Genomic DNA, 26,730 nt, shown 5'->3' with positions numbered 1-26,730 from the left:
TTTTTGACGGTCTCGATCCTGTCAAGCCGTGGGGCTGCCAGGAAAATCTTCGGGTGGACCTTCAGGCGATGATATCGGGCAAGAGTTTGCTTTCCAGCTTGATGATTTGATCCTTTAGCGCAAGCTTCCGCTTCTTCAGGCGCTGGATCTGAAGCTGGTTGAAGGGCGAGGTTTCTGCCATTTGCCGAATTACGTCATCAAGGTCACGGTGTTCACTGCGCAGCTCTTCGAGCTTCACCCGCATTTCATTGATACCGATCATCACGGCGCGAACACCCCTCTGGCTCACAAGCACCAATTCTAGCCCAAATGATAGGACGCGTCATCGATTCCGTCACATTCTTTTCCATGATGTTTCAGGCCTTTGACAGCGAAAGACGCGACCTTGCATCTTACCTGTTTCCAGTTGCCGGGCCTGGCTGTTGCCAGGGCGTAGCCGGCGCTATAGAGATGAAGCAAATCCCCTTTTATTCGCTGGGTCTCGATCCATGGCTGAACGTTTCGATCTTCTTCTTACCAATGGCGCGATCTTCACGCCGAACGGGCTTGAAAACGGCGATATCGCCGTGCGGGACGGACGGATCGCCGGAATTGGCCGCTTCGGTGCAGGACAGGCGGCCGTCGTATTTCCGGCTGATGGCTTGACCATCCTGCCGGGGGCGATCGATACCCAGGTGCATTTCCGTGAACCGGGTCTCACGCATAAGGAAGACCTCGCCGCCGGCACGGCGGGCGCGGCGATCGGGGGGATCACCGCGATTTTTGAGATGCCGAATACCAATCCCAACACGCTGACAGCGGGCGATCTGGAAGCCAAGCTGGCTGCCGCCAAGGGGCGGGCCTGGGTCGACCACGCTTTCTTTATCGGGGCCTCGGATGAGAATGCCGACCAATTGGGGCAGCTTGAATTGCTGCCTGGTTGTGCGGGGGTGAAGATATTCATGGGGTCTTCCACCGGCAGCCTGCTGGTGGCCGATGACGAGACGCTCGAACATGTCCTGCGGCGCGGCCGCCGGCGCGTTGCCATCCATGCGGAGGATGAGACGCGGTTGCGCGAACGCCTCGCGCTGGTAAAGGACGGCGCGCATCCACGGGAACATCCCAATTGGCGGGACGTAGAAACGGCGGTACGGGCGACCAAACGTCTCTTGGCGATTGCAAGGCGGGCCGGGCGGCGGGTGCATGTGCTGCATGTTTCCACCGCCGATGAAATGCCGATCCTGGCACAGAACAAGGATATCGCCACGGTCGAGGTCCTGCCCAATCATCTCACGCTGGTGGCGCCCGATTGCTACGATCGGCTGGGCTCCTACGCCCAAATGAACCCGCCGGTGCGCGATGCTCATCATCAGGCCGGTATTTGGGAAGCTGTTCGCACCGGTATCGTCGATTGCATCGGTTCCGATCATGCGCCACATACCCGAGAGGAAAAGGACCGGCCTTATCCGCAGAGCCCGTCCGGCATGCCCGGCGTGCAGACTTTGCTGCCGTTGATGCTGGATCACATGAATGCCGGCCGCTTGTCGCTGCAGCGTTTGGTCGATCTCACCAATGCCGGCCCGGCCCGTGTCTTCAATATCGCCGGCAAAGGCCGTCTCGCAATCGGCTACGATGCTGACTTCTCCGTCGTTGATCTCAAGGCCAAGCGCACCATTACCCATGATTGGATGAAAACGAAAAGCGGCTGGACGCCCTATGACGGCAAGACGGTGACCGGCTGGCCCATGGCGACCATCATTCGCGGCAAGGTCATCATGCGTGACGGTCAGCTGCTGGATAAACCGATCGGAGCGCCGGTGCGCTTCGGCGAAACATTGCCGGTCTCGGCATAAACAGAGTTTGGAAAAAGGGGATTCCATGTTCAAGGCGCTGATGCTTCGTGAAGCTGACGGCAAGGTAACCGCTGCGATCGAAACGGTTGCGGAAGACCAATTGCCGGAAGGCGATGTCACCGTGCAAGTGAGCCATTCGACCTTGAACTACAAGGATGGCATGGTTCTGAACGGCCTCGGCCGCCTGGTGCGGCAATATCCGCATATTCCCGGCGTCGATTTTGTCGGCGTGGTGACGCAGTCTTCACATGCGAATTTCAAAGCCGGCGATAAAGTCATCCTGACGGGATGGCGCGTCGGTGAAGCCCGCTGGGGCGGCTATGCGGAGCTGGCGCGTGTGAAAGGCGACTGGCTGGTGAAATTGCCGGATGGTATGACGCCGCGCCACGCTATGGCGATCGGCACGGCCGGCTTCACGGCGATGCTGGCGGTGATGGCCTTGCAGGCCCACGAGCTGACGCCGGAAAGCGGTCCGATCCTGGTCACCGGTGCAGCCGGCGGTTTGGGCAGCGTGGCCACGGCCATTTTGGCGAAGCTCGGCTATTCGGTGACCTGTTCGACCGGGCGCGCCGAAACGCATGCTTATCTGAAAGATCTGGGCGCAGCGGAAATCATCGATCGTTCGACCATCTCCACGCCTTCGGGCAAGCCGCTCGATGGCGAGCGCTGGGCCGGCGCCATCGACGCGGTCGGCGGCAGCACGCTGGCGGCAGTTTTGCCGCAAATCAAATATCGTGGCAGCATGGCTTCATGCGGGCTGGCGGGCGGCAACAAGCTGGAGACCACGGTCATTCCCTTCCTGCTGCGCGGCGTGAATATTCTCGGCATCGATTCCGTTCAATGCCCGATGAAACTGCGGCAAGAGGCTTGGACGCGACTGACCCGCGATCTGCCGATGGACAAGCTGGATAGCACGATCGAAGCTGCGAAGCTGGAAGATTTGCCGCGCCTCGGCAAAGCCATTCTTGACGGCAAAGTGCGTGGCCGCGTCGTGGTCGAAATCGGCTGAGCGTCTGGTGATATAAGGCCCTGATCGTTCGGCCTGTCCGCGACGATCAAGTTGCTTCGCCTGCTCCGGTGATACGGTAGATGCGCTTCACCTGCGTGGAGACCAGATGGATCTCCTGCGGCGGGTTGAACTGATACAGCACGATCTCATCGTCGCTTCGGCGCAGGAACTGTTTGATCAGGCCTTGGCCATCTTGCAGTTCGATCGCAACGAAGCAGTTCTTGGTAATCGGCCGGTTGGGATTGACATAGAGCAACTCGCCGGCGAAATAGCGCGGCTCCATGCTCTCGCCATCGACATAGAGGGCGAAGGCATTGAAAACGCCCTTCAGGTTAGCCGGACGCTCGACGAATTCCTTCGGCTCACCTTCGTTGAAATAGAAACCGTCACTGCCGCCTTTGACCGCGCCGATGACGGGCAAATCCCGCTGTCCCACCGCGGCGTTGAAATTCAGTGGGCGTTGCGTGTTGGTTTCGCGTCGGTTGGTAACCGAGGACTGTCCCGGCTCGATGCCCGCCAGTTGCAGCACGGCGCCCGATTCGACGCCGTTCGGCACGAAAATATCTTCCAGGGCGCGGGCCAGTTCGAAAGGCAAAAAGCGTCGCTTATAACGATCCTCGTAATGCTGATAGCGGGTCAGACTCCAGCCCAGCGCATCCGACACCGTGCGCATGGTCAGGCCGGCCTGCTCACGTAATTCCTTCAGCCGTCGTGCGGCTTCGGAAATTTCCGACATCGCTAACTCCCACTTATCGGCCACAGTAGACGGACCACCGTCAACCCGACGGCCACCGTATTTCGCGGCATCATACGTTTTTCACCCTTGACACAGAAGATGTAAATTGCGTAAATCGTAAATCATCGGTTAATATTGTTGTTCCGCCGAATAAACCATTGCAACTGCTTGGGAAAGTTCGAGGGCACTCTGCGTCGACGCGATGGAGATATGGAGCATAATAGGAACAAATGTGCGGCCGTTAACTTCGCGAAACGCTTTTGCCTAAATTGCCGTCGCTTATTCCGTAGCTAAGGAGCCACCACCCTATCTGCAATGGGTGGACGTAGGGCCTGGACTGAGGGAAATCCGCTTTACGAATGCATTACGCCGGGAGGCCGGCCAACGACAATGGAATTGAGGAGGTGTCTTTAGTGCCCTTTCCTGACATTCGGATCTGCGTAAATGTCACGAGGTATAACATTGCCTGCATGTAAAAACTGCGATAGAGCAGAAGTCCCTCGGTATATAGCGGTATCAACGGATGGACCATCTCGACCGGCTCGAGTCCCAAAGCGTCTATATCTTGCGCGAAGCCTTCAACCAGATCGATCGATTAGCCATGCTCTGGTCGCTCGGCAAGGACAGTAATGTCATGGTGTGGCTGGCCAAAAAGGCTTTCTTCGGTCATGTGCCCTTTCCGGTCATGCATATCGATACCGGCAAGAAATTCCCCGAGATGTATGCCTTCCGCGCCCAATATGCGCATGATTGGCATCTCAACCTGATCACCGACGATTGCCCGCCGGTCGAAGAGACCGATGCCAGTCTGCCGCCGGCCGCCCGGTCGGCTGCTCGCAAGACGCTGGGGCTGAAGAACGCGATCGCGAAATACGGCTTCAATGGCATCATCGCCGGCATTCGCCGGGATGAAGAGAGCGTGCGGGCGAAGGAGCGTGTCTTCAGCCCGCGGGGGAGCGAAGGCAGTTGGGATTTCCGCCAGCAGCCGCCCGAATTTTGGGACTATTTCAACACCAATCTGCCGGCCGGCACGCATCTGCGGGTGCATCCCTTGCTGCACTGGACCGAAATCGATATCTGGCGCTACATCCGGCGCGAGCAGATCCCGATCGTGGACCTCTATTTCGCCAAGGACGGAAAGCGGTATCGCTCGCTGGGCGACCAGGACATCACCTCGCCGGTCGCAAGCACGGCGGCAACGATCGATGAGATCATCGCCGAGCTGGAGGGGACTAAAACGCCGGAGCGGGCAGGTCGGGCGATGGATCGTGAAACGGAAGATGCTTTCGAACGGCTGCGTGCCGCGGGATATATGTAATGTCGGACGAAATGTCTCTGCGCGACCTGCTTCGCATCGTCATCGTCGGCCATGTCGATCACGGAAAATCGACGCTGGTCGGCCGGCTCTTTCACGACACTGGTTCACTGCCGGAGGGTAAGCTCGAAGCGATCCAGGCGATGTGCGAGCGGCGGGGCATGCGGTTCGAATGGGCATTCCTCATGGATGCTTTTCAATCGGAGCGCGACCAGGGCATTACCATCGACACCTCGCAGATCTGGTTTAAATCGGCGCGGCGCGATTACACCATCATCGATGCGCCTGGACACCGCGAGTTTCTCAAAAATATGATCACCGGCGCGGCCAATGCCGATGCCGCCGTCATGCTGATCGATGCGGGGCAGGGTGTGCAACAGCAGTCGCGCACCCATGCTTACCTGCTGCAATTGCTCGGCGTCCGGCAGATCGTCGTCGTTGTCAACAAGATGGATCTGGCCGATTTCGCCGCCGATCGCTTTGCTGAGATTGAAACGACCTACCGGCAATATCTTGCCGATATCGGCATGCAAGCGGCACATATCATCCCAGTGGTTGCCCGCGATGGCGACAATATCGTCAAGCCATCGGATCGTATGACGTGGTATCGTGGAAAGACCTTGGTCGAGGCTCTAGACGGTTTCGTCAGCGCCACCGATCTGACGTCGCTGCCGCTGCGCTTCCCCGTCCAGGATGTCTATAAGTTCGACGAGCGTCGCATTCTCGCCGGGCGCGTGCTGAGCGGCCGGCTGAGGGTTGGCGATCGCTTGCTGTTCTCCCCCAGCAATAAGACGGCACGCGTGGCTTCGATCGAAGCCTGGTCTGCGCCAGCGAAAGCCGTTGCCGAAGCCGGTGAGTCGGTCGGCATTACGCTGGACGAGCAGTTGTTCATCGAGCGCGGCGATCTGGCAAGCCACGAGGAGACGCCGCCGATCGAAACTAATGTCTTCCAAGGCCGTTTGTTCTGGTTGCCGAATGAGCCGCTGCGGCCGGGTGCCAGTTACCGCTTGCGCTTGCAGACGCGGGAAGTGCCGGTGACGGTACAGGAGATCAAGGCGCTTTACGATGTCGAGCAGTTGACCAATGCGCCGAGCGATGCGGTGCCGCATCATGGCATCGCCGATGTCGTCCTGCGGTCGCAGGCGATGCTGGCGCTCGATCGCTTGGAGGATAATCCGAAGACCGGTCGTTTCGTTTTGACGGACGGCGTCAATCTTGTTGCCGGCGGTACCATCAGCATGGATGGCTATCCCAATCAGCGCCAAGTGGTGACGATACGGTCAAGCAATCTGACCGAGGTGGAACATACGGTCACCCATGCGAATCGTGCACAGCGCAACGGCCATCGTGGCGGTGTGCTCTGGTTCACTGGTCTCTCAGGCGCAGGAAAGTCGACCATCGCCATGGCGGTGGAGCGTGAATTGTTCCGTCGCGGGTTCCAGGTCTATGTGCTGGATGGCGACAATGTCCGCCGCGGCCTTAATGCCAATCTGGGCTTCTCGCCGGAAGACCGGGCGGAAAACATCCGGCGTATCGGCGAGGTCGCGGCGCTTTTCGCAGATGCCGGCATGGTCGTAATTACCGCCTTCATCTCGCCCTACCGTTCCGATCGGCAGCGGGCAAGAAATGCCGCCCATGGCACGTTCCACGAGGTTTATATCAAAGCCGATCTGGCGGCCTGCGAGCTGCGTGATCCGAAAGGTCTTTATCGGCGGGCGCGCCAGGGTGAGATTGGTAATTTCACCGGTATCTCCGCGCCCTATGAATTGCCCGACGATCCGGAACTGGTTGTCGATACGCAGAAGTGGTCGGTGGAAGCTTGCGTACAGCAGGTGATCGCCTATGTGGAACGCACATTCCGATCCTGATCTTGCAGCTCTCGCTAAATAACATCTCGTAAACTGTGTCGGCGATAGGCCGCGGATAAGTAACTTAATTTAATTTCTTATGATTTTTAGACGATGCCGCAATGTCAGCAGTGGTTTCCGCTTGCTTGGCCGTTAAGCGCTTCCTAAGGTTCCTGCTCGATAAATGGAGAGACGTTCCCGGATATCTGGGGGTAATGGCATGATATCCGCAAAGGAACAATGGATCAGGGTTGGCCAGGATTTCCTGTCCGGGGGATAGATGTCGAAGCTGCCGGCTTGAAACGGCGTGCATAGGCCTACCGCCTCAAACTGACTGCAGGTTCGTGATCGCTGGTAGGTGATTGCGGGGCGTTTCGACACTGGGGACATGACGTGATCAAGACGGCTATGCAGCGAATTCAGGAGCGCCTGGAAGAGCGCTTTATGCCGCGCGATATCCTCATTCGAACCAACGGCCGCGTATCATATCTGCACCTTTCGACGCGGCGGCAGCTCCTTCTGTCCGCCTTGCTCACCGGGGCAGCGCTCATCGCCATTGTCACAGCTGCTATTCCGGCCGCGCCGCAGCCATCTTTTCATGCCCGCGAATGGGTCGGCCTCGATACGGTGTCCCCTTACAGCGATCTTCTGCCCGTCATTGGCAGCTTCGCGGCCGAACCCCATCGCGATGGCCCTCCTGTTGAACCCATGATGTTTGCCACCTTGCGCTCCATGCCGGAGGCGGTGGTCGATTTGTGGAGTTCGGAAGCTGCGCCAGATCAAAAGAAACCGCAGCAGGCCAGTTCAGAGGATCGTCTGGCGACGAGCAGCGAGGCGGATTTGACCCGCCAGCTCGCGGCCCAGACGATGGAGGCGAGGCAGCTTGCCGAGAAAGTCCGCATGCTCAATCAACTGCTGAGCGCCGAGCGGCAGCAGCATCAGGCCGCCTTGGTGAAGCTCGCCACCCTGAATGACCAGGTCACCGGTTTGCAGGCAGATGTGCAAAGCACCGATGCCGAAAAGAAAGACTTGGCAGTTCAGGTGCAGCAGAACGAGCGGGCACTCGCGACGATGATCGCGCAACGCAATACGCTGCAGACAACCCGGGCGGATATGTCGAGATCGATTTCCGGCCTTGAAGAACGCCTCGCATCCCTGCAGGAACAGCAGGCGGATTTTGTTTCCAATCTGGCCGAACGGGCACGCTCAAATATGGCCGAGATGGAAAAGACAATCGAAATGACCGGCTTGAAGGTCGATAAGTTATTGCTGGCAACCGACGGCAAAGCGGAAGGGCAAGGCGGGCCCTTCATTCCGGCGCCGGCGAGCGCGTCCGGAAAAAGTGAGCAAAAGCTGATGGAAAGCGTTGCCTCGCTGGATGACGAGGTCGGCCGCTGGGAAAAATTGCAAGTCGTGTTGCATTCCTTGCCGCTCACCGCGCCGGTCGATCATTACTATATTTCTAGCACCTTCGGCGCCCGGGTGGATCCGTTCAATGGCGAAAAGGCGATTCACGAAGGCGTCGACATGGTTGGAACATTACGCTCTGACGTCCTCGCGACAGCACCGGGCAGGGTGGTTTACGCCGGCAGGCAGAGCGGCTATGGCCAATTGGTGGAAATTGACCATGGCTTTGGCATCCACACCCTTTATGCGCATCTCGATTCCATCCAGGTGAAGAAAGACCAGACCGTCGATTATCGCGATGTCGTGGGACGTCTCGGCAACACCGGACGAAGCTCCGGACCGCATGTGCATTACGAAGTTCGTTACAACGAGAGACCTATCGATCCGATGGGCTTCCTGAAAGCAGGTCGCTATGTTTTCAAAGGCTAACAAGGATAAGACCAACGCGGATAATAGCCGCCAGACCGCCAAGGCCGGCATGCTCTCGATCATCAGCGCGGATCTGCGTATCTCCGGCGATCTGATTTGCCAGGGGGATATCCAGATCGACGGCCAGGTCGAGGGAGATATCCGCAGCGGCAGTGTTGTGATCGGCGAAGGAGCTGTCGTAACGGGAAGCATTCAGTCGGAGCATGTTCGGGTCTGCGGCAAGCTGATCGGCCAGATCAAGGCCGATAACGTGGTCTTGGAAAAGACCGCGCATGTGACGGGGGATGTCTTGCATCATTCACTGGCGATCGCACAGGGCGCCTTCCTTGAAGGGGCCTGCAAGCGGCTCGATACCAAGTCCAAGGTGCCGGGGACGGCAGAACCAGACACCGCCAAACAACCGGCCACTGCGGCAGGCCACCAGCCCGCGAAGCAGGCTGCCAAGCAAACCGAGCAACAGCGAGCCGCAAGCTGACTTTGTTGCGTCGCGCCGTCCTCAGGCAGATGGCCGGGACAAAGCTCTTGTCATCATGACAGCATCGACATTGCCGCCTGAACATACGACCACGACCGTCTTGCCGCTGAAGTCCAGTTTTTGACCAAGGGCCGCAGCCAGGGCAACTGCGCCGCCAGGTTCCACGACAAGTTTCAGGCGGTCGAAGGCGAAAGCCATGGCTGACAAGGCGGCTTCATCGGGCACCGCAAGAGAGCCTGCCAACAACGCCTGATGAATGGGAAATGTCAGTCGTCCCGGCTGCTTCGCCATGAGCGCGTCGCAGATCGACGGGGTCGTTCCTTCATTGGCAACCTGCGTGCCGGCGGCCAGCGACCGGGCCAAGTCATCATAGCCTTCCGGCTCGGCGGCATAGATTTCGGCCTGGGCAAAGTGGTGGCGAATGGCGGTGGCGATGCCGGCGATCAGACCGCCGCCGCTGCAGGGTGCAATCACAATATTGGCGCCAAGTCCCATCTTTTGCAGGTCTTGCACGATTTCCAGACCGACCGTCCCCTGACCGGCGATGATATCCGGATCGTCGTAAGGCGGCACGATAAGCGCTTGTGTTTTAGCCGCTATATCGGCCGCGATCTCCTCGCGAGATTGATGCCAGCGATCGTAAAGCACGACTTCGGCGCCGAGTTGTTTCGTGTTCCGGATCTTTGCTTGCGGCGCATCCTGCGGCATCACGATGGTTGCGGAGAGCCCAAGCAGGCCGGCCGCCGCAGCGACGCCTTGTGCATGATTGCCGGAAGAATAGGCGACAACCTGCCGGAGCGATGGGTTGGCGGATTTGGCTGCGGCGAGCTTGTTGAAAGCCCCTCTGAACTTGAATGACCCGGTGCGTTGCAACACTTCCGGCTTGATGAAAGCAGCAGTCGCGCCCGTAGCTTTTTCGAGATCGGGGCTACGCAGCAAAGGCGTCCTGACGGCCTGGCCGAGGAGGCGTTGCGCCGCGGTCTCGATATGGCTGATATCGATGGCAAGGGAGGAGGTCTTTTGCATGGTCCCACCGGCTATTGCGGATTGCGTCGACGGAGATCTTCCTCAAGCGTCAACTTGATAACGCCCTTGTTAAGCCGGGCGCGGTAAATTTCCAGATTTTCCATAACCCGCTGCACGTAGTTGCGGGTTTCATCAAACGGAATGCTTTCGATCCAGTCTATTACATCGGTCCCCGGCTCACGCGGATCCCCATAAGTATAGGTCCAATCCCTGGCCCGGCTCGGACCGGCATTATAGCCGGCTGCTGCCAGAATATAGGAGCCATTGAAACGATCGATCAACTTCGACAGATAGGCGCTGCCGAGCTTGATGTTATATTGCGGATCGTTGGTCAGCATCTTGTCGGCATGCTTCTTGACGCCGAGTTCCTTGGCCATGCCTTTGGCCGTCGACGGCATCAACTGCATCAACCCCATGGCGCCCGCAGGGCTGACAGCGGAATCGAGAAAGGCGCTTTCCTGCCGAATGATCGCAAGAACCAGCGCCGGTTCGGGATTCGATCCCTTCGGTACCACCGGCATGGGATAGAGATATTGCACCATTTCGACGCCGGCCGTTCGCGCTTGCTTGGCGACGGAAACAGCAAGGTCATCGCGGTTGACTTCGGTGGCAAGCTGCGCGGTCAGGTAGTAATCGCTGGGCTTGGTTGCCATTTCACGCAGCTTCAGGATGAACGGACGGGTCCGATCCTCCTCGCCAAGAAGGCTGAGCAGGCGAACTGCCTTAGTCAGCTCCCGGCGATCGAAAGCAGATTTGGCCGCGCCATCGGGTTTTTGCGTGTTGTGAAGGCGCATGATCTGCTTGTCATGCAAGCGATAGGCCGCCAGCAGTCCATAGAATGTCGTCGCGCTCTTCGCCGCGGTTCGATACCATTTCTGCGCCTTCACCTTGTTGCCGGATTGCTCGGCAGCGCGGCCAGCCCAATAAGCTGCGCTGGCCTGGCTGATCGCGGACTTCGCGCCGGCATAAAGGCCAGTGAAGTGTTTTGTGGCGGTCGCCGGGTCGTCGAGGAAGCGCAGGGAAATCCACCCGGCCAGCCATTCACCTTCGACGAAAGCTTCACCCGAGGTGGCACCATGCGACGCCGCCAGCCGATAGGCGACTGAGATATCGCCTTTGTCGAGCGAGGTGCGGGCACCACGCTTGTACTCCATCCACATCTTCGCCGGCCGCAGAACATGTTTGGGCGCCGGATCGAGGAGGGCGGCGGCCTTTTCGACATCCCCCTTCAGGCGCAGCCAGCGAGCTTGCGCGTAAATCAGTCCGGCATCCTTGCGCAGCGATTGCGGCACCTGCGCAAGCAGGCTCGACGCATTCGGCGCTTGATCCAATAGCGCCAGCCTCGCGAGAGCCAGCGCTTTATGTCCCGCATCCACGCGGCTCAACATGCGACCTATCTGGTCGCGCGCATCATCCCAGATCAACCGGTCCAGGCGCGCTTCATGCTCGCGTACCGACAGCAACTGGCCGAAACGCTGGAGGAACGCGGTTTCATCATCCTTGGAGAAATCGAGATCAATCCAGCCGTCACGCACCAGACTTGTCGCGCGGTCCGTCTGTTTGAGGGACAGCAAGGCACCCGCCAGCTTGATCGTACCGGCAACAGTGTTCGGGTCCCGGCTGCCAAACCAGGCAATCGTCTGTTGCGGCGGCAGATCGGCTGGCATCGAGCGTTCAGCCTGGGAAAACAGCGTTTCGCGCAAGGGCCATTCGGGATTGGCGCTGAGAAAAGCCGTCATTTCAGCGAAGTCCCGTCCCGGTCCCGGCCGGATCAGGTCGAGCCACTGAATGATTTTGGCGGGAAGCGGATTCTGGGCGCTGTCTGCCAATCGTCGCGCTTCCTTCCATCGATCGTTATCGATGGCGGCAAAGGCCTGGCGGTAAATGGCCTTGTCTTTCGCACTGAGCGTGGCGGGCGCGGAGGTTGTCTGCGGCGCCGTAACCGGTGTCGTGGACTGTGCGAAAGCGGAGTGGGGATGAATACTGGTAAAAACGATACCCGCCGGCAGACCAGCCAGGACAACCAGACAAAGTGCTAAGACCCGTCGCACAGTAAACCTCTCGTGATTTCGGCTGCATTCTAAATGGCTTAGCCGGGGACGACAACGTCCCGTTGCAGAGAAATTGCGAAATGGAAACGACCGTAACGCGTGTGATCTCGCACCGCCTCTCTCTCGCGGCGCGCAACAAAAAAACCGGCGAATCGCCGGTTAAAGCCCATCGTTTCGCTTGCTCGACGGGGCGCCTGCAGTTATGTTCCCGCACCGCATCAAGGGCAATCTGCCGCAACAAGGACGATTCAGATGGTCATGTTCAAGGGATCACTTACGGCGCTTATCACGCCATTCCGCAACGGATCCGTGGATGAGGCCGGTTTTCAGAAATTCGTCGATTGGCAAATCAAATCTGGGATCGATGGGGTGGTGCCGGTAGGCACGACCGGTGAATCGCCGACTCTGACCCATGATGAGCATAAGCGCGTGGTGGAATTGTGCATCGAGGCGGTGTCGAAGCGCGTGCCGGTGATTGCCGGGACCGGATCGAACTCCACCGATGAAGCGATCGACTTGACCCGCCATGCCCAGAAAGCCGGCGCCGATGCGGCCCTTGTCATCGTCCCCTATTACAACAAGCCGACTCAGGAGGGGCAGTACCAGCACTTCAAGGCGGTACATGACGCGACCGATATCCCGATCATTGTTTACAACGTGCCGGGGCGCACCGTCGCCAATATGTCGATCGAAACCATGACCCGGCTGTCGAAGCTGCCGCGAATCGTCGGTGTTAAGGATGCCACAGCGGATCTGGCACGGCCGGCATTGCAGGCACTTTCATCGGGGCGCGATTTCTGCCAGTTGTCCGGCGAAGATGCGACGGCATTGCCTTTCCTGATCCAGGGTGGTCACGGCTGTATTTCCGTCACCTCCAATGTGGCACCGTCTTTGACCGCGGAATTGCAGACCGCCTGGCGCAAGGGCGATCTGGCGACGGCGATGAAGATAAATGAGCGGCTGACACCGTTGCATGAGGCGATGTTCTGTGAAACCAGCCCGGGACCGGTGAAATATGCCGCGCAATTGCTCGGCCTTGCATCTGGCGATTTACGTCTGCCGATGGTAGAAATCGCCGAGGCTTCCAAAGCCAAGGTGCAGGCGGCGCTGAAAGCGGCGGGACTGCTGAACTGATCAGGGCCAGCCAACTGGCCCGTAATTGGGCTAAGTTAAGTAATGGCGCGTGATCTTTCCAAACAACGTTTTGCGGCGCAGAACCGCCGCGCGCGCTTCGACTATCACATCGAAGACACGATTGAGGCGGGGCTTGTCCTGACCGGGTCGGAGGTCAAGACCCTGCGCCTCGGCCGTGCCAGCATCAACGAGGCGTTTGCGACCGAGAAGGATGGGGAAATGTGGCTGTTGAACGCCTATTTCCCGGAATACGAGGCCGCCAACCGCTTCAATCACGAACCGCGGCGGCCGCGCAAATTGCTGCTGAAGCGGCGCGAGATGAGCCGGTTGATCGGACAGATTCAGCGCGCCGGCATCACGCTGGTGCCGATCTCGATCTATTTCAATGCGCGCGGCATCGCCAAGGTTGAGCTCGGCCTCGGCAAGGGCAAGCGCAAGGTCGATAAGCGGGATACCGAGAAGGAGCGCGACTGGAAGCGCGAACAGGGGCGTTTACTGCGCGAACGCAGCTGATCCATCATTTCGGATCCGCCATATCAGCCTTGGGCAGCCGCCTGGGCCAGCTTCATCGCCGTCCGAAACATCTCGCGCGTCAGTCGATTGGTGTTCGTGTTATAGCGCGAGCAGTGATAGCTGTCGGTCAGGATTATGCCGTTTGGTAAAGGGTGTTGAGCGGCATGGGCGAAACGATAGGCCGATTTTCGCACGCCGAACGCCATCAGCACCGCATCATGGGCGATTGAGCCGAGGGCAAGGATCGATTTTACATTTGCCATGGCTGTCAGATCCTGCCGCAGGAACGCATTGCAGGTTTTGATTTCCGCTGGTGTCGGCTTGTTCTGGGGCGGCACGCAGCGCACGGCATTGACGATGCGGCAGCCGGTCATGGTGAGACCGTCATCCGGCCGCTGCTCATAGCGCCCGGCGGCGAGGCCGAAATCCAGCAAGGTTTCATAGAGCAGATCGCCGGCATAATCGCCAGTGAAGGGACGGCCGGTGCGGTTGGCGCCGCGCAGCCCGGGCGCAAGGCCGACGATCAGCAACGGTGCTGTCGCCGGGCCGAAATCCGGCACCGGTGCATTATGCCAGTCGAGGAATTGCCGCCGATTATCTTCGCGGAAATCGACCAGCCGCGGACAGAGCGGGCAATCGCGACCGGGCATCGGCGCGGCTTGCGCTGTGCTTGTGGAAGCCATGTCGATCAGCGCGGCTCCATGCCGCCGGCTACTTGATCGGCCGGCCGTGTTGACTGCCGGGCAATGGCATTGGCAAGTTCGTCCAGCTCGACGAAATGATCGGCCTGGCGGCGCAACTCGTCGGCCACCATCGGCGGCGACGACCGCACGGTGCTCACCACGGAAACCCGCAAGCCGCGACGCTGGACAGCTTCGACCAGACGGCGGAAATCGCCATCGCCGGAGAACAGAACGATATGATCCAGATGCGCCGACATCTCCATCACATCGATCGCCAGCTCAATATCCATGTTTCCTTTGATCTTCCGCCGTCCGGTCGCGTCAGTGAATTCCTTGGTCGGCTTTGTCACCATGGTGAAGCCGTTATAATCGAGCCAATCGACCAGCGGGCGCAGCGGCGAGTATTCCTGATCCTCTACCAGTGCCGTGTAATAGAAGGCGCGGATCAGGTGGCATTGGTCCTGGAAGTATTTCAACAAACGCTTGTAATCGATATCGAACCCGAGTGCTCGCGCCGCCGCGTGCAAGTTCGCGCCGTCGACAAATAAAGCGACGCGTTCTTGCGGATAGAACCGAGTGACCATTCGAATACCCCTAATGTATGTCCTGTTGTAATGATTTTGGGCTTATAATCTTTTGTGGGGATTAGCATTCCAGCACATGCGATTGCATTGATTGCCTTTCACACTTAAATAATTTTACTCATCAATGCATTCAACGGATTTTTCATCGCATGCTCTTTCGTGACGTCCAAATTGGAGCCGGTAATGCCGGGACATGATCTCAGTTATGTCGGGCTCGGCGCCAATCTGACTCATCCAACATTCGGCCCGCCGGTGGCGACGCTCGATATGGCCGTCGCTGCGCTCGTGGAAATGGGATTGATGTTGGTTGCGAAATCACCGTGGTATGAATCGGCGCCCGTACCGCTGGCCGATCAGCCTTGGTATGTGAACGGTGTCGTCGCGCTACGCTCAAGCTTGAACGCCGTCGAGATGCTACAGCGATTGCATGAGGTGGAGGCTCGCTTCGGTCGAGTGCGCAGCGTGGTGAATGCGCCGCGGGTCGTGGATCTTGATCTGCTGGATCACCATGGCGAGATCCGGGATGGTGAGACACCGCCGATCCTGCCGCATCCCCGGCTCGCCGCTCGCGGCTTTGTCCTATTGCCGCTGCGGGATATCGCGCCCCACTGGCACCATCCTGTCACCCAGCAAGGCGTGGCAGAGCTGATTTTAGCCTTGCCCCAAGACCAAGTGGCGCGGCCGCTTTCCTAGGGCATGGCATGCCCCCCTTGCTGGGCTCCAAGCAATTCATTGTTTCGAAACAATTTTTGTCGCGGTCCGCGGGGTTCATGCGCTTGCTGCATGGTATTCTTTTTATTTACACAGCCGTATCGAACTTGCCTTGCGCCGATCGAAAAAATATATTAGTCGCATGCGATTGCGCCCTGTTTTAGAGAGACTTTGAAGATGGCTCGTGTAACGGTTGAAGATTGCGTCCTGAAAATCCCCAATAGGTTTGACCTCGTCATGCTGGCGGCCCAGCGGGCGCGGGAGATTCTGGCGGGTGCGGCGTTGACGGTGGAGCGGGACAACGACAAGAATCCTGTGGTGGCCTTGCGGGAAATTGCCGATGAGACCGTGAGCCTCGACAATCTGTCGAACAGCCTGGTGACGGGTCTGCAGCGTCATATCGAAAATGATGAGCCCGAAGAAGACGGTGCAGGCTTTGGCGCCGGTGCAGGCGACTTGCTGGCGGAAATGCAGCAGGCCCAGATCAGCCAGGATGAAGCCGACGACGCGGATATGTCGATCGATGGCGAGTTCGAGGATGACAGCTCGGCGCTGGATGATGGCAACTAAGATTGGGTCTGGCAGCCGCTGAGCGGCTGCCAGAATGTTTCGGACTCACTTTTCCGCGGTGCCGTGAGGTATCGCCGATAGGCAAGATGAGGGAGACGGAACAGCAACGAGACGGATGAGAAAAACGGCGGATTCGGCGCACGCGATGATTCGTCAGTATGAGCTTGTCGAGCGCGTCAAGGCCTACGATCCGGGCGCGGATGAGGACGTCCTCAACCGCGCTTATGTTTTTTCGATGAAAGCCCATGGGTCACAATCCCGGGCTTCCGGCGATCCCTATTTCTCTCACCCGCTCGGCGTTGCTGAGATTCTGACACGCCTCAAGCTTGATACCGCATCGATCGTCACCGGCCTGTTGCACGACACGGTCGAAGATACCGATGCGACCTTGGAACAGATCGAAGGGCTGTTCGGCCCGGAAATCGGTCGCCTGGTAGATGGCGTCACCAAGCTTTCGCGTCTCGAACTGCAATCGGACAACACCAAGCATGCGGAGAATTTTCGCAAGCTGGTGCTGGCGATGTCGAACGACATCCGTGTCCTGCTGGTGAAGCTGGCCGACCGTCTGCACAACATGCAGACGCTGCATTTCATCAAAAGTGAAGAAAAGCGCCGGCGCATCGCGCTGGAGACCATGGAAATCTATGCGCCTCTGGCCGAGCGCATGGGTATGCACCAGATCAAGGACGAGCTGGAAAATCTCGCGTTCAACGAGATCTATCCGGATGCTGCCGTCTCGATCAATCAGCGCCTGAATTTCCTGCGCGAGCAGGACAATGACATCTGCCAAAAGATCATCGACGAATTGCAGCGGGTCATGGCGGACTCCGGCCTGACCTGCCAGGTGTCGGGTCGTGAGAAGACGCCTTATTCGATCTGGCGCAAGATGCAGCAGAAAAGGATGGAGTTCGAGCAGCTCTCGGACATCATCGCTTTCCGCATCATCGTTGACGATATCGGTGAGTGCTATCAAGCCTTGGGTCTCCTGCACAGCACCTATTCGATGATCCCGGGGCGTTTCAAGGATTATATCTCGACGCCCAAGCCGAATAATTACCGCTCGCTGCACACCGGTTTGATCGGGCCGTTCCGGCATCGCATCGAAGTGCAGATCCGCACCAAGGAAATGCATGCGATTGCCGAGCTTGGCGTCGCGGCGCATTGGAAATACAAGCAGGGCGCACCCCAAGTTGACGGCCGGCAATATCGCTGGCTTCGCGAATTGCTGGATATTCTCGAACATGCGGCCGGTCCTGAAGAATTCCTGGAACATACCAAGCTGGAAATGTTCCAGGATCAAGTGTTCTGTTTCACGCCGAAGGGCGATCTCATCGCTTTGCCACGTGGTGCGACGCCGGTTGACTTCGCTTACGCGGTCCATTCCGAGGTTGGCGATACCTGCGTCGGGGCCAAGATAAACGGCCGCATCGTGCCGTTGCGCAGTGAACTGCATAACGGCGACCAGGTGGAAATCGTCACCTCGCGCGCGCAAACGCCGTCACCAACCTGGGAACGTTTCGTCGTTACCGGTAAGGCGCGCGCCTGCATCCGACGTTTCATCCGCACCCAGCAGCGGACGCAGTATGTCGAACTAGGCCGCGCGATGATGCAGAAGGAATTCCAGCATGAAGGCTATGAATACGCCGACAAGTCGCTGGATGGTGTGCTGAAGAAATTCAAGAGCGATACCGCCGAGGATTTGCTGGCCCAGGTGGGGCAGGGCAATCTTGGTGCACGGGAAGTCGTCAATGCGGTGTTCCCGGCATCGCGCAATGCGACCGCCAATGACAAGGTCGTGCCGATTGGCCGCTCCCGTCCAAAGACGAAGCGAGACAGTTTCGCCGTGCCGATCCGGGGTCTCATCCCGGGCATGGCTTTGCACTTCGCCGGTTGTTGCCATCCATTGCCGGGCGACCGCATCGTCGGCATCGTGACCACGGGCAAGGGCGTGACCATCCATACGATCGATTGCGAGACCCTGGAAACCTTCGCGGATACGCCGGAACGCTGGCTCGACGTCGCCTGGGATGTCGATCCGGATTCCGCAGAGAACCATGTCGGCCGGTTGAATGTGGTGATCACCAACCAACCCGGCAGCCTGGGCAGTTTGACCACAGTCATCGGCAAGAATAGCGGCAACATCAACAACCTGAAGATCGTCAACCGGTCGACGGATTTCTTCGAAGTCCTGGTCGATGTTGAAGTCAAGGATCTGCGGCATCTGACAGGGATCATCGCCGCCTTGCGGGCGACACCGGCGATCAGCTCGGTCGATCGGGCGAGAGGCTGACCGGGCTCATTCCCGATTGCGGCTGGACAGAGCCGTGCCGGATCGGTTTCACTGGAAATCCTGACGCGCCGCTATCCGTCAGGTCGCGACAATAATGGATGCGTGGCTGGCATGATTCTCGGCATCGGGAACGACATCATCGATATCCGCCGGATCGAAAATTCGCTGGAGCGTTATGGCGATCGCTTCGTCCAGCGTCTGTTTACCGAGATCGAGCAGGCAAAATCCGATCGGCGCGCCAATCGGGCGGCGTCCTATGCCAAGAGATTTGCGGCCAAGGAGGCTTGTTCCAAGGCGCTCGGCACCGGCATCCATCAAGGGGTTTTTTGGCGGGATATGGGGGTGGTCAACCTGCCCTCCGGCAAGCCCACCATGAAACTGACAGGCGGAGCCTTGGCGCGGCTGCAGGCCATGACGCCTCCGGGGATGATGGCGCAGATCGATTTGACCATCACCGACGATTTTCCTCAGGCGCAGGCGATCGTCATTATTTCAGCCAATCCGATTGCCAGCTAAGTCTCGGAAGTTTCGCCGCTATTGCCGTTGATCCGGCTTTTCAAGGTATTGGGAAATTTGCGCCTGATAGGGTCAAGTTGCTGTCCCGCCTTGACTTTATCGTCCCTGGCTGGCTTGATCCGCCCCGACTCCTGCTGTACCCCTAGTCATCGCCCCTGGGGACGAGCGGGGCCACTTCCACCAGCGGAGCCATGATCATCAATGCCGCGCAAGACCTCCGGCACGTTCCAGGAAATCTGGGATTTCGTGAAGACCGTTATCTGGGCAGGCGTCATTGCCATCCTGATCCGGACCTTCCTGTATGAGCCCTTCAACATTCCCTCCGGATCGATGATTCCGACGCTGTTGATTGGCGATTACCTGTTCGTTTCCAAGACGTCCTTCGGATACAGCAAATACTCCTTCCCGCTGTCGATCATCCCCTTCGAGGGACGCATTTGGGATGGTGAGCCGAAACGTGGGGACGTGATCGTGTTCCGTCCCCCCGGCGAAGTTGAAAACGATTTCATCAAACGCCTGATCGGCTTGCCGGGCGACCGTATCCAGGTCCGCAATGGCATTCTCTATATCAATGGCGAGCAGGTGAAGCGTGAGCGGATCGAGGATTATGTCGATCCGGATGATCCGGATGCGATGCCGGTACCGCAATATATCGAGACATTGCCGGGCGGCGTCAGCCATCGTATCATCGAATCGAGTGGCGATTCCGGCAGTCTCGACAACACGCCGATCTATGTCGTGCCGGCGGATCACTATTTCATGATGGGCGACAACCGTGACGGCTCGAATGACAGCCGGATGCTGACGCGCGCAGCATCCAGCTTCGCGCCGAGCGATGAAATCACCGAAAAGAATGCCGATCTCTTAGGCACCGTCGGTTTCGTGCCGAAGGAAAATTTGATCGGCCCGGCGAAAATCCTTTTCTTCTCGTGGAGCAAGCCGTTCCATGTCCGCTGGAACCGCCTTTTCGATCTGGTGAAATGAGCCAGCGCAGTGGTCCCGATTTGGCAGCCTTAGCTGCTGCGCTTGGCTATCAGTTTGCCGATCCAAGTTTTCTGCGGACGGCGATCACCCATCCCAGTGCACTGACACGCAGCGGGGGCCGTCGCGGTCCTCGCCAGATCAGCGATGCCGACAATCAGCGCCTGGAATTTCTCGGCGACCGGATTCTTGGCTTGGTGATCGCGGAGATGCTGTACCGTACTTTTCCGGGAGAGAATGAAGGGGCCCTGGCGAAACGCCTGGCAGCCCTCGTCCGCCAGGAAGGATTGGCAGGGGTAGCCCGGTCAATCGATCTCGGGAAATATTTGATTCTCTCGCGGGGTGAGGCGGAAAGCGGCGGGCGTGATAATCCGGCTTCGCTCGCCGATGCCTGCGAGGCGGTTATTGGCGCCATCTATCTTGATGGCGGGTTGGATCCGGCGCGCGACTTCATCATGCGCATGTGGTCGCCGATGATGAACCGCGAGGCCAAGCCGCCGCAGGATTCCAAGACGGCGCTCCAGGAATGGGCCCAGGCTGACGGATTGCCGCTGCCGGTCTATGATGTCATCGAAAGCAGTGGCCCGCCCCATGACCCGATCTTTACCGTTCAGGTGCGGGTCGAGGGCCATGAGCCGACAGCAGCCAGCGGGCGGTCCAAGCGGGCGGCGGAGCAGGCGGCGGCGGCGGCTTTCATGGCTCGGCTGCGTGGCCATAGCGAATAATGCCGGGGCGAATGAAGCCGCGCAATACGCAAGCCTGGCGCTGCTTAGAGGAGCATAGATGACCAAGAGCGATGCGATGACTGATCGTTGCGGCTTCGTCGCTTTGATCGGCGCACCCAATGCCGGCAAATCGACGCTGCTTAATCGGCTGGTCGGCGCCAAGATCTCCATTGTCAGCCCTAAGGTGCAGACGACGCGCCGTCGCGTCCTCGGCATTGCCATGCGCGACCGGGCGCAGATCATTTTCATCGATACGCCTGGTATTTTCGCACCCAAGCGTCGTCTCGACCGCGCTATGGTGGCCGCGGCCTGGGGCGGTACCGAGGAAGCCGACCAGATCGTGCTGCTGGTCGATGCCGAGCGCAAATCGATCGATGACGACACGAAACGCATTATCGAGGGATTGAAGTCGGCACGCCGCAAAGCGATGCTCGCCATCAACAAGGTCGATGCGGTGAAGCGCGAGAAGCTGCTGGGCCAGGCGGCGGAATTGAACGCGCTCTATGACTTCTCCGACACTTTCATGATTTCGGCACAGACCGGCAGCGGCGTTGACGATCTGATGAAGGTGCTGGCCGATCGCTTGCCGGAAGGACCGCATCATTTCGCGGAAGACGACCTCACGGATATGCCGCTGCGCCTCTTAGCGGCGGAAATGACGCGGGAATACCTGTTCCGCCAGTTGCACGATGAACTGCCCTATGACCTGACCGTCGAAGCGGAGGGTTGGGAAGAATTCAAGGATGGCAGCGTCAAGATCAACCATGTGATCTATATCGCCCGGGACAGCCAGAAGGCCATCGTGCTGGGCAAGGGCGGACAGCGGATCAAATCAGTGCGGGCAGCTGCGCAAAAGGACATCGAGGAGATGTTGCAGCGCCGGGTGCATCTCTTCCTCTTCGTGAAGGTGCGCGAGGACTGGCAGGAAGACCCCGAGCGCTATCGCGAAATGGGCATCGATTTCGATACCTGAGTTTCTCGCCACCGGATCATCCCCTGCTATAGTGACGCATGGATTGGCAGGACGAAGCGATTGTATTAGCCGCGCGGCATTATGGCGAGCATGACGCCGTCCTGACGTTGCTGACGCGCGAGCACGGCCGTCATCTCGGCCTCTTGCGCGGCGGCTTTTCGCGCCGCCAGCGGCCGATCATCGAGCTCGGCAATCGGCTGCAGGCGAATTGGCGAGCCCGGTTGCCCGAACAACTCGGCAATTACCAGATCGAGGGTTTGCAATCCGTCGCCGCGCTCCTGTTGGATCAGCCGCTTCGCCTTGCGGCCTTAGCCTCGGCCTGCGCCGTCATCGATACCGCCTTGCCGGAGCGCGAGCCACATCCCGAAATCTTCGTCGATCTCGATATCCTGATCGCCCGGTTGATTGAGGAAGTACGCGCCGGTGATGATGCCCGGGGCAATGACGGCTGGCTGGTCGAGTATGTGCGCTGGGAATTGACGCTTCTGGCCGATCTCGGTTTTGGCCTCGATCTCACCCACTGCGCCGTGACCGGTGAAACTGAGGGATTGAGCTACGTCTCGCCGAAGACCGGGCGGTCCGTTACCCGCTCGGCAGGGCAGGGTTATCACGACCGTTTGCTGCCTTTGCCGGCTTTCCTGGCCGAAGACCATACGGCGCGGCCGGACCGCGCAGCCATTCTGGACGGCCTGCGCTTGACGGGCCATTTCCTGGCTCGCCATGTTTTCGCTCAAACCGGTTCATCACCCGGATCCGGCAACTCGGCGACATCGAGACAATCGTCTTTAAGCGAGGGGCCGATGGCACGCCGGCAATTTCTCCAGCGCCTGCAAGGTTAGCGCCCGTAAGTTGGCGCTTTCCGATCGCAGAACTTGCCGCCGGAGGTGATCCTGGCCTAGACATGCGTTCCCCGGAACCGTCGTTTCGCGCCGAATCAGCCGAGGGATGCTAAGATCACTCGGGACGTCAGTCCCGGTAAATGATTGAGACCAAAGGATATAGTATGGCCAAGAAGGCAACCGCGAAAACCCAGCCGCCCGAGTCGCCCAGCGGCGATATCCGTGTCGTCGACATGGCGGAGGCCTTGGGCGAGCGTTACCTTTCTTACGCGCTCTCCACCATCATGTCGCGCTCGCTGCCGGATGTGCGTGACGGGCTAAAGCCCGTTCATCGTCGTCTGCTTTATGCGATGCGCCAGCTCCGGCTTGAGCCGGGCCAGGGCTATAAGAAATCGGCCCGTGTGGTCGGTGATGTGATCGGTCAATACCATCCCCATGGCGACCAATCGATCTATGATGCCCTTGTACGCATGGCTCAGGATTTCGCGCAGCGTTATCCCATGGTCGACGGCCAAGGGAATTTCGGCAATATCGACGGCGATAATGCCGCGGCGATGCGGTACACCGAAGCGCGGCTGACGGAAGCTGCCGCCTTGATGTTGAATGGCATCACCGAGGATACGGTCGATTTCCGCGCCACCTATGACGGCGAGAATGTTGAACCGGTTGTCCTGCCGGCAGCCTTTCCCAATTTTTTGGCGAATGGTGCGCAAGGCATTGCCGTTGGCATGGCGACCAGTGTTCCACCGCATAACGTGGCGGAGGTTTGCGACGCGCTCCAGCACCTGATCAAATCGCCGAACGCGACGATCGAAAAGCTGGTCAGCCTGATGCCCGGACCGGATTTCCCCACCGGCGGTATCGTCTGCGAATCCCGGGAAACCATGGTCGAAGCCTATCGCACCGGCCGCGGGTCCTTCCGCATCCGCTCGCGGTGGGAGAAAGAGGATCTCAAGGGCGGCGGCTGGCAGATCGTCGTCACGGAAATTCCCTATCAGGTGGCGAAGTCGAGATTGATCGAGAAGGTCGCCGATCTCCTGCATGAGAAGAAGCTGCCTTTCCTTGACGACATTCGTGACGAATCCACTACCGATGTCCGCATCGTGCTGGTGCCGAAGAGCCGCAATGTCGAGCCGCTTCATCTGATGGAACAACTGTTCCGCCAGACCGATTTCGAAACCCGTTTCGGCCTTAACATGAACGTGCTGGATGCCAGCCAGACGCCGCGGGTTATGCCGCTGCCGGAAGTGCTGCGAGCATTCCTCGATCACCGCCGTGAGGTGCTGGTTCGGCGTAGCAAGTTCCGTCTGGGTGAAATCGAACGGCGTTTGGAGATCCTGGACGGCTATCTGGTCGCCTATCTCAATATCGATGAGGTCATCCGCATCATCCGGTATGAGGACGAACCGAAGCCGGTCATGATGAGAAAGTGGGGTCTGACCGATCTGCAGGCTGAATCCATCCTCAATATGCGCCTGAAGTCCTTGCGCAAGCTGGAAGAGGTGGAGATCAAAGGCGAGCACAAGAAACTCAGCCAGGAGAAGAAGGAGCTAAGTCAGCTCTTGCAGGAGGAAGGCCAGCAGTGGTCTCGGATCTCCGATGAGATCGGCGAGCTGAAAAAGACCTATGGTCCGAAGACCGAACTGGGTCGGCGCCGTACGGCTTTCGCCGATGCACCAAGTGCGGTGATCATTCCCCTGGAAGCTATGGTCGAGCGGGAGCCGGTGACGGTCATTTGCTCGGCCAAGGGCTGGATCCGTACGATGAAAGGCCATGTGGAGGAAAGTCCGGAAATCAAATTCAAGGATGGCGACCGCGCGAAATTCCACATTCAGTGCGAGACCACCGATAAGTTGCTGGTGTTCGGCACCAATGGGAAATTCTACACGATCGGTGTCGATAAGCTGCCGGGTGGCCGTGGCCATGGGGAACCGATCCGGCTCATGATCGATCTCGGCAATGATCAGGACATTGTCGACGTGATGATCCATAAGCCGGGCATCAAATTGCTGGTGGCGGCGCATGATGGCCGCGGCTTCATCGTCCCGTCCGACGATATTGTGGCACAAACCCGCTCCGGCAAGCAGGTGCTAGTGCTTGGCGAGGGCGGCGAGGCGGCGATCTGCGTGCCCGTATCGCCGGCGGCCGATATGCTGGCGACGATCGGAGAAAACCGCAAACTGCTGATCTTCCCGCTGAAGGAAGTGCCGGAAATGAGTCGCGGTCGCGGCGTCACCTTGCAGAAATACAAGGATGGCGGGATCAGCGACGCGAGGGCGTTCAAAAAGACGGAAGGCCTCAGTTGGCGTCACGGCACCGGGCAGCGCACGGAAACGAATATCAAGGATTGGATCGGCGAACGTGCGCAAGCCGGCCGGTTGCCGCCGAATGGGTTCCCGCGCGGCAATAAATTCTAATTATCGAAACATCGAAGACAATTGGGCCGGCAGTATTGCCGGCCCTTTTTCATTGGAGGTGTTCTAAGTTCAATCGCCTGACAGCAACTGACACCACGTTGTCAGTTGACCTCGCTTAGGATGCTTGCAGAAACAATCGAGGGTTCTGCGAGGATAGGATGATGACCAATCCCTTCTACCGAAAAAAGCATGCAGCGACCGGCCTGACCACGATTGGACAGGTTTTGGAGATCGCTACTTTTTCATTGGCCGAAGATGTGTCGGAGGAAAACTTCATGGCAGCGGCCGAGGCTTCGAACGGAGCTTTGATTACGCTGCCCGGCTTTCTCGGCCGGCGCCTTGCTAAAGCCCCAGACGGAACCTGGATCGATATCGCCGAGTGGCGGGATGAAGCATCCGCCAAGGCTGCGGCAGAAGTTTTCCATAAGCTCTCCCAGGCCGAAGTCTTCTGCTCCATGATCGATCTGCGCTCCGTCAAAATGAGCCATCATCACATCGTCACCGCCGGATGATGCGCAGGGGGAATAAATAGGCAAGGCGGTAGTCCAGATGCGGCGTGCGGATCGGTCATTCGAGATCGTGCAATTGCTGCGCGGCCAGCGGCTGCGGACGGCGCAAGCCATTGCCGACCGGCTCGAAGTTTCGGTTCGCACGATCTATCGCGATATCGAGGCGCTGATTGCGACCGGCGTGCCGATCGAAGGTGAACGTGGCCTCGGCTATGTGATCCGCAGCCATTTCGTGCTGCCGCCATTGCAGTTCTCTAGCGAGGGATTGCAGGCGCTGGTGCTCGGCGCGCGCTTTGTGCGGGCCTGGGGCGATTCTACCCTGATCCAGGCGGCTGAGGAGGCTTTGGTGAAGATTGATGCCGTTCTGCCGCCGGAGATCGAGGGACAGATAGAGCGGCAGGACCTGACGGCTCATGACCCAAGCCCATCGGGATCGAAACCGCGGCCGTGTCGGCGCGAGCGTTTCGGCTGGAACCGGGAAGGACGCTGAACGACCTTTTTGCCCGGTTGACAACCCAGCGAACACCAATCGACTCCGAGAAAGGGATTTATCGCTTCCCATCAGATACCGGAAAACCATGGCGTGGCTTCCAAGACACAGGTTCTGACGATCTCGCAGATGAGGACTTGCCAGGGCCAGACCAACCGATGGGGAAAACGCCAGGCTAATCGCTCATTCGGGGCCTAATCAGGAAATAAAACCAATATATAGCGGGTTATCTAGCTTGGGACACAATATACGGGTATCGGCCTGCATCGGCCCCGTCGACTCAAGTATTTGAAAGAAAAAGCTATTTTCTTAAGACCACGGGGGATTCTTTCACTTGACGCTCCCCCGCCGAATCAATATATTCCGCCCGCCTTTAAGGGGGCTGGTGGTAGGCCATCGCGGCTTAGACGCTGTCCCGACTTAAGCATTTGGATACATAGGCCGGTCCCCTAAGCCCCTGAATTCAGGGCCAGTTCGGCAAGTGTAGCTGACCGCATCGATACCCTTGGCAGAAGCCTTCGGTCGGTGTGGTCATTTTGCGTATGGCTATTTTAGGCGCCGATGGACACGGTCCGGACGCGCAAACGTGAGGAAGAGAATGCCGACGATCAATCAGTTGATCCGTAAGCCGCGTGCGCCTTTGGCGGCGCGCAATAAAGTCCCGGCCA

25 protein-coding genes are annotated in these 26,730 nt (G+C 58.7%); 19 read left to right on the top strand and 6 right to left on the bottom strand.

Annotated elements, in window-relative coordinates; translation table 11 throughout:
• Nucleotides 1–61: 61 nt before the first annotated feature.
• A complete protein-coding gene (locus tag SMD27_RS14960) occupies nucleotides 62–262 on the bottom strand; it encodes a YdcH family protein (protein ID WP_320509552.1) in 201 nt (66 codons plus the stop codon).
• 226 nt (nucleotides 263–488) lie between these two features.
• Between SMD27_RS14960 and SMD27_RS14955 the strand changes: the two genes are divergently transcribed.
• Both SMD27_RS14955 and SMD27_RS14950 read left to right on the top strand, forming a co-directional pair.
• Entirely contained in the window at nucleotides 489–1,832 is a 1,344-nt protein-coding gene (locus SMD27_RS14955; RefSeq protein WP_320509216.1) for a dihydroorotase, read from the top strand.
• Between the two features lie 25 nt (nucleotides 1,833–1,857).
• Nucleotides 1,858–2,841 (top strand): MDR family oxidoreductase, encoded by a 984-nt coding sequence (locus tag SMD27_RS14950; protein WP_320509215.1) that lies wholly within the window; start codon nucleotides 1,858–1,860, stop codon nucleotides 2,839–2,841.
• A 46-nt stretch (nucleotides 2,842–2,887) separates the two neighbouring features.
• On the opposite strand, the gene SMD27_RS14945 is transcribed toward SMD27_RS14950, so the two are convergent.
• Nucleotides 2,888–3,577 (bottom strand): LexA family transcriptional regulator, encoded by a 690-nt coding sequence (locus tag SMD27_RS14945; RefSeq protein ID WP_320509214.1) that lies wholly within the window; start codon nucleotides 3,575–3,577, stop codon nucleotides 2,888–2,890.
• Between the two features lie 523 nt (nucleotides 3,578–4,100).
• Between SMD27_RS14945 and cysD the strand changes: the two genes are divergently transcribed.
• From cysD to SMD27_RS14925, 4 genes are all read left to right on the top strand, one after another.
• The gene (gene cysD / locus SMD27_RS14940; protein ID WP_320509213.1) at nucleotides 4,101–4,895 is read left to right on the top strand and encodes a sulfate adenylyltransferase subunit CysD; all 795 of its coding nucleotides are present in this window, start codon (nucleotides 4,101–4,103) and stop codon (nucleotides 4,893–4,895) included.
• A complete protein-coding gene (gene cysC, locus SMD27_RS14935; protein WP_320509212.1) occupies nucleotides 4,895–6,760 on the top strand; it encodes an adenylyl-sulfate kinase in 1,866 nt (621 codons plus the stop codon). Before cysD ends, cysC begins: the two co-directional genes overlap by 1 nt.
• A gap of 372 nt (nucleotides 6,761–7,132) precedes the next feature.
• The gene (locus tag SMD27_RS14930) at nucleotides 7,133–8,575 is read left to right on the top strand and encodes a peptidoglycan DD-metalloendopeptidase family protein (protein WP_320509211.1); all 1,443 of its coding nucleotides are present in this window, start codon (nucleotides 7,133–7,135) and stop codon (nucleotides 8,573–8,575) included.
• On the top strand, nucleotides 8,559–9,050 hold the full coding sequence (locus SMD27_RS14925; protein WP_320509210.1) for a bactofilin family protein: 492 nt from the start codon (nucleotides 8,559–8,561) through the stop codon (nucleotides 9,048–9,050). Before SMD27_RS14930 ends, SMD27_RS14925 begins: the two co-directional genes overlap by 17 nt.
• Before the next feature lie 21 nt (nucleotides 9,051–9,071).
• On the opposite strand, the gene SMD27_RS14920 is transcribed toward SMD27_RS14925, so the two are convergent.
• The gene (locus SMD27_RS14920) at nucleotides 9,072–10,076 is read right to left on the bottom strand and encodes a threonine ammonia-lyase (protein ID WP_320509209.1); all 1,005 of its coding nucleotides are present in this window, start codon (nucleotides 10,074–10,076) and stop codon (nucleotides 9,072–9,074) included.
• Nucleotides 10,077–10,087: 11 nt separating this feature from the next.
• Nucleotides 10,088–12,127 (bottom strand): lytic transglycosylase domain-containing protein, encoded by a 2,040-nt coding sequence (locus tag SMD27_RS14915; protein WP_320509208.1) that lies wholly within the window; start codon nucleotides 12,125–12,127, stop codon nucleotides 10,088–10,090.
• Between the two features lie 258 nt (nucleotides 12,128–12,385).
• On the opposite strand from SMD27_RS14915, the gene dapA reads away from it, so the two are divergent.
• Nucleotides 12,386–13,261, top strand: a complete 876-nt coding sequence (dapA, locus tag SMD27_RS14910; RefSeq protein ID WP_320509551.1) for a 4-hydroxy-tetrahydrodipicolinate synthase — start codon at nucleotides 12,386–12,388, stop codon at nucleotides 13,259–13,261.
• Between the two features lie 42 nt (nucleotides 13,262–13,303).
• Complete coding sequence (gene smpB, locus SMD27_RS14905; protein WP_320509207.1) at nucleotides 13,304–13,774, top strand: SsrA-binding protein SmpB; 471 nt, start codon at nucleotides 13,304–13,306, stop codon at nucleotides 13,772–13,774.
• A 23-nt stretch (nucleotides 13,775–13,797) separates the two neighbouring features.
• Here smpB and SMD27_RS14900 read toward each other — a convergent pair whose 3' ends face one another.
• Entirely contained in the window at nucleotides 13,798–14,457 is a 660-nt protein-coding gene (locus tag SMD27_RS14900) for a uracil-DNA glycosylase (protein ID WP_320509206.1), read from the bottom strand.
• A 5-nt stretch (nucleotides 14,458–14,462) separates the two neighbouring features.
• The gene (locus SMD27_RS14895) at nucleotides 14,463–15,041 is read right to left on the bottom strand and encodes a LabA-like NYN domain-containing protein (RefSeq protein WP_320509205.1); all 579 of its coding nucleotides are present in this window, start codon (nucleotides 15,039–15,041) and stop codon (nucleotides 14,463–14,465) included.
• Between the two features lie 183 nt (nucleotides 15,042–15,224).
• On the opposite strand from SMD27_RS14895, the gene folK reads away from it, so the two are divergent.
• The 11 genes from folK (at nucleotide 15,225) to SMD27_RS14840 (ending at nucleotide 26,062) form a co-directional block, all read left to right on the top strand.
• The gene (gene folK, locus SMD27_RS14890) at nucleotides 15,225–15,734 is read left to right on the top strand and encodes a 2-amino-4-hydroxy-6-hydroxymethyldihydropteridine diphosphokinase (RefSeq protein WP_320509204.1); all 510 of its coding nucleotides are present in this window, start codon (nucleotides 15,225–15,227) and stop codon (nucleotides 15,732–15,734) included.
• A 195-nt stretch (nucleotides 15,735–15,929) separates the two neighbouring features.
• On the top strand, nucleotides 15,930–16,322 hold the full coding sequence (gene rpoZ, locus SMD27_RS24190; protein WP_379989990.1) for a DNA-directed RNA polymerase subunit omega: 393 nt from the start codon (nucleotides 15,930–15,932) through the stop codon (nucleotides 16,320–16,322).
• Nucleotides 16,323–16,467: 145 nt separating this feature from the next.
• Nucleotides 16,468–18,612, top strand: coding sequence for a RelA/SpoT family protein (locus SMD27_RS14880; protein WP_320509203.1), 2,145 nt, complete (start codon nucleotides 16,468–16,470; stop codon nucleotides 18,610–18,612).
• 111 nt (nucleotides 18,613–18,723) lie between these two features.
• The gene (acpS, locus tag SMD27_RS14875) at nucleotides 18,724–19,128 is read left to right on the top strand and encodes a holo-ACP synthase (RefSeq protein ID WP_320509202.1); all 405 of its coding nucleotides are present in this window, start codon (nucleotides 18,724–18,726) and stop codon (nucleotides 19,126–19,128) included.
• A 201-nt stretch (nucleotides 19,129–19,329) separates the two neighbouring features.
• On the top strand, nucleotides 19,330–20,112 hold the full coding sequence (gene lepB / locus SMD27_RS14870; protein WP_320509201.1) for a signal peptidase I: 783 nt from the start codon (nucleotides 19,330–19,332) through the stop codon (nucleotides 20,110–20,112).
• Nucleotides 20,109–20,834 carry a ribonuclease III gene (gene rnc / locus SMD27_RS14865; RefSeq protein WP_320509200.1) on the top strand — a complete coding sequence of 242 codons (726 nt, stop codon included), beginning with the start codon at nucleotides 20,109–20,111 and terminating at the stop codon, nucleotides 20,832–20,834. Before lepB ends, rnc begins: the two co-directional genes overlap by 4 nt.
• Before the next feature lie 58 nt (nucleotides 20,835–20,892).
• Nucleotides 20,893–21,807, top strand: a complete 915-nt coding sequence (gene era, locus SMD27_RS14860) for a GTPase Era (protein ID WP_320509199.1) — start codon at nucleotides 20,893–20,895, stop codon at nucleotides 21,805–21,807.
• Between the two features lie 38 nt (nucleotides 21,808–21,845).
• On the top strand, nucleotides 21,846–22,646 hold the full coding sequence (gene recO / locus SMD27_RS14855; protein ID WP_320509198.1) for a DNA repair protein RecO: 801 nt from the start codon (nucleotides 21,846–21,848) through the stop codon (nucleotides 22,644–22,646).
• A gap of 164 nt (nucleotides 22,647–22,810) precedes the next feature.
• Nucleotides 22,811–25,063 carry a DNA topoisomerase IV subunit A gene (gene parC, locus SMD27_RS14850; protein ID WP_320509197.1) on the top strand — a complete coding sequence of 751 codons (2,253 nt, stop codon included), beginning with the start codon at nucleotides 22,811–22,813 and terminating at the stop codon, nucleotides 25,061–25,063.
• 158 nt (nucleotides 25,064–25,221) lie between these two features.
• Nucleotides 25,222–25,575: an antibiotic biosynthesis monooxygenase family protein gene (locus tag SMD27_RS14845; protein WP_320509196.1), complete on the top strand. Its 354-nt coding sequence runs from the start codon at nucleotides 25,222–25,224 to the stop codon at nucleotides 25,573–25,575.
• A 37-nt stretch (nucleotides 25,576–25,612) separates the two neighbouring features.
• Nucleotides 25,613–26,062: a helix-turn-helix transcriptional regulator gene (locus SMD27_RS14840; protein WP_320509195.1), complete on the top strand. Its 450-nt coding sequence runs from the start codon at nucleotides 25,613–25,615 to the stop codon at nucleotides 26,060–26,062.
• Nucleotides 26,063–26,730 lie beyond the last annotated feature (668 nt).

The organism is Dongia soli (assembly GCF_034044715.1).
Taxonomy (GTDB): domain Bacteria; phylum Pseudomonadota; class Alphaproteobacteria; order Dongiales; family Dongiaceae; genus Dongia_B; species Dongia_B soli.
The sequence above is the reverse complement of the archived record's forward strand: the minus strand, read 5'-3'. Positions and strand labels throughout refer to the sequence as shown.

What these genes read in the sequence shown, in the direction of transcription:
- SMD27_RS14960 (WP_320509552.1), bottom strand. Translation starts at nt 262, where the DNA reads ATGATCGGTATCAATGAAATGCGGGTGAAGCTCGAAGAGCTGCGCAGT.
- SMD27_RS14955 (WP_320509216.1), top strand. Translation starts at nt 489, where the DNA reads ATGGCTGAACGTTTCGATCTTCTTCTTACCAATGGCGCGATCTTCACG.
- SMD27_RS14950 (WP_320509215.1), top strand. Translation starts at nt 1,858, where the DNA reads ATGTTCAAGGCGCTGATGCTTCGTGAAGCTGACGGCAAGGTAACCGCT.
- SMD27_RS14945 (WP_320509214.1), bottom strand. Translation starts at nt 3,577, where the DNA reads ATGTCGGAAATTTCCGAAGCCGCACGACGGCTGAAGGAATTACGTGAG.
- cysD (WP_320509213.1), top strand. Translation starts at nt 4,101, where the DNA reads ATGGACCATCTCGACCGGCTCGAGTCCCAAAGCGTCTATATCTTGCGC.
- cysC (WP_320509212.1), top strand. Translation starts at nt 4,895, where the DNA reads ATGTCGGACGAAATGTCTCTGCGCGACCTGCTTCGCATCGTCATCGTC.
- SMD27_RS14925 (WP_320509210.1), top strand. Translation starts at nt 8,559, where the DNA reads ATGTTTTCAAAGGCTAACAAGGATAAGACCAACGCGGATAATAGCCGC.
- SMD27_RS14920 (WP_320509209.1), bottom strand. Translation starts at nt 10,076, where the DNA reads ATGCAAAAGACCTCCTCCCTTGCCATCGATATCAGCCATATCGAGACC.
- dapA (WP_320509551.1), top strand. Translation starts at nt 12,386, where the DNA reads ATGTTCAAGGGATCACTTACGGCGCTTATCACGCCATTCCGCAACGGA.
- smpB (WP_320509207.1), top strand. Translation starts at nt 13,304, where the DNA reads ATGGCGCGTGATCTTTCCAAACAACGTTTTGCGGCGCAGAACCGCCGC.
- SMD27_RS14900 (WP_320509206.1), bottom strand. Translation starts at nt 14,457, where the DNA reads ATGGCTTCCACAAGCACAGCGCAAGCCGCGCCGATGCCCGGTCGCGAT.
- SMD27_RS14895 (WP_320509205.1), bottom strand. Translation starts at nt 15,041, where the DNA reads ATGGTCACTCGGTTCTATCCGCAAGAACGCGTCGCTTTATTTGTCGAC.
- folK (WP_320509204.1), top strand. Translation starts at nt 15,225, where the DNA reads ATGCCGGGACATGATCTCAGTTATGTCGGGCTCGGCGCCAATCTGACT.
- rpoZ (WP_379989990.1), top strand. Translation starts at nt 15,930, where the DNA reads ATGGCTCGTGTAACGGTTGAAGATTGCGTCCTGAAAATCCCCAATAGG.
- SMD27_RS14880 (WP_320509203.1), top strand. Translation starts at nt 16,468, where the DNA reads ATGATTCGTCAGTATGAGCTTGTCGAGCGCGTCAAGGCCTACGATCCG.
- acpS (WP_320509202.1), top strand. Translation starts at nt 18,724, where the DNA reads ATGATTCTCGGCATCGGGAACGACATCATCGATATCCGCCGGATCGAA.
- lepB (WP_320509201.1), top strand. Translation starts at nt 19,330, where the DNA reads ATGCCGCGCAAGACCTCCGGCACGTTCCAGGAAATCTGGGATTTCGTG.
- rnc (WP_320509200.1), top strand. Translation starts at nt 20,109, where the DNA reads ATGAGCCAGCGCAGTGGTCCCGATTTGGCAGCCTTAGCTGCTGCGCTT.
- era (WP_320509199.1), top strand. Translation starts at nt 20,893, where the DNA reads ATGACCAAGAGCGATGCGATGACTGATCGTTGCGGCTTCGTCGCTTTG.
- recO (WP_320509198.1), top strand. Translation starts at nt 21,846, where the DNA reads ATGGATTGGCAGGACGAAGCGATTGTATTAGCCGCGCGGCATTATGGC.
- parC (WP_320509197.1), top strand. Translation starts at nt 22,811, where the DNA reads ATGGCCAAGAAGGCAACCGCGAAAACCCAGCCGCCCGAGTCGCCCAGC.
- SMD27_RS14845 (WP_320509196.1), top strand. Translation starts at nt 25,222, where the DNA reads ATGATGACCAATCCCTTCTACCGAAAAAAGCATGCAGCGACCGGCCTG.
- SMD27_RS14840 (WP_320509195.1), top strand. Translation starts at nt 25,613, where the DNA reads ATGCGGCGTGCGGATCGGTCATTCGAGATCGTGCAATTGCTGCGCGGC.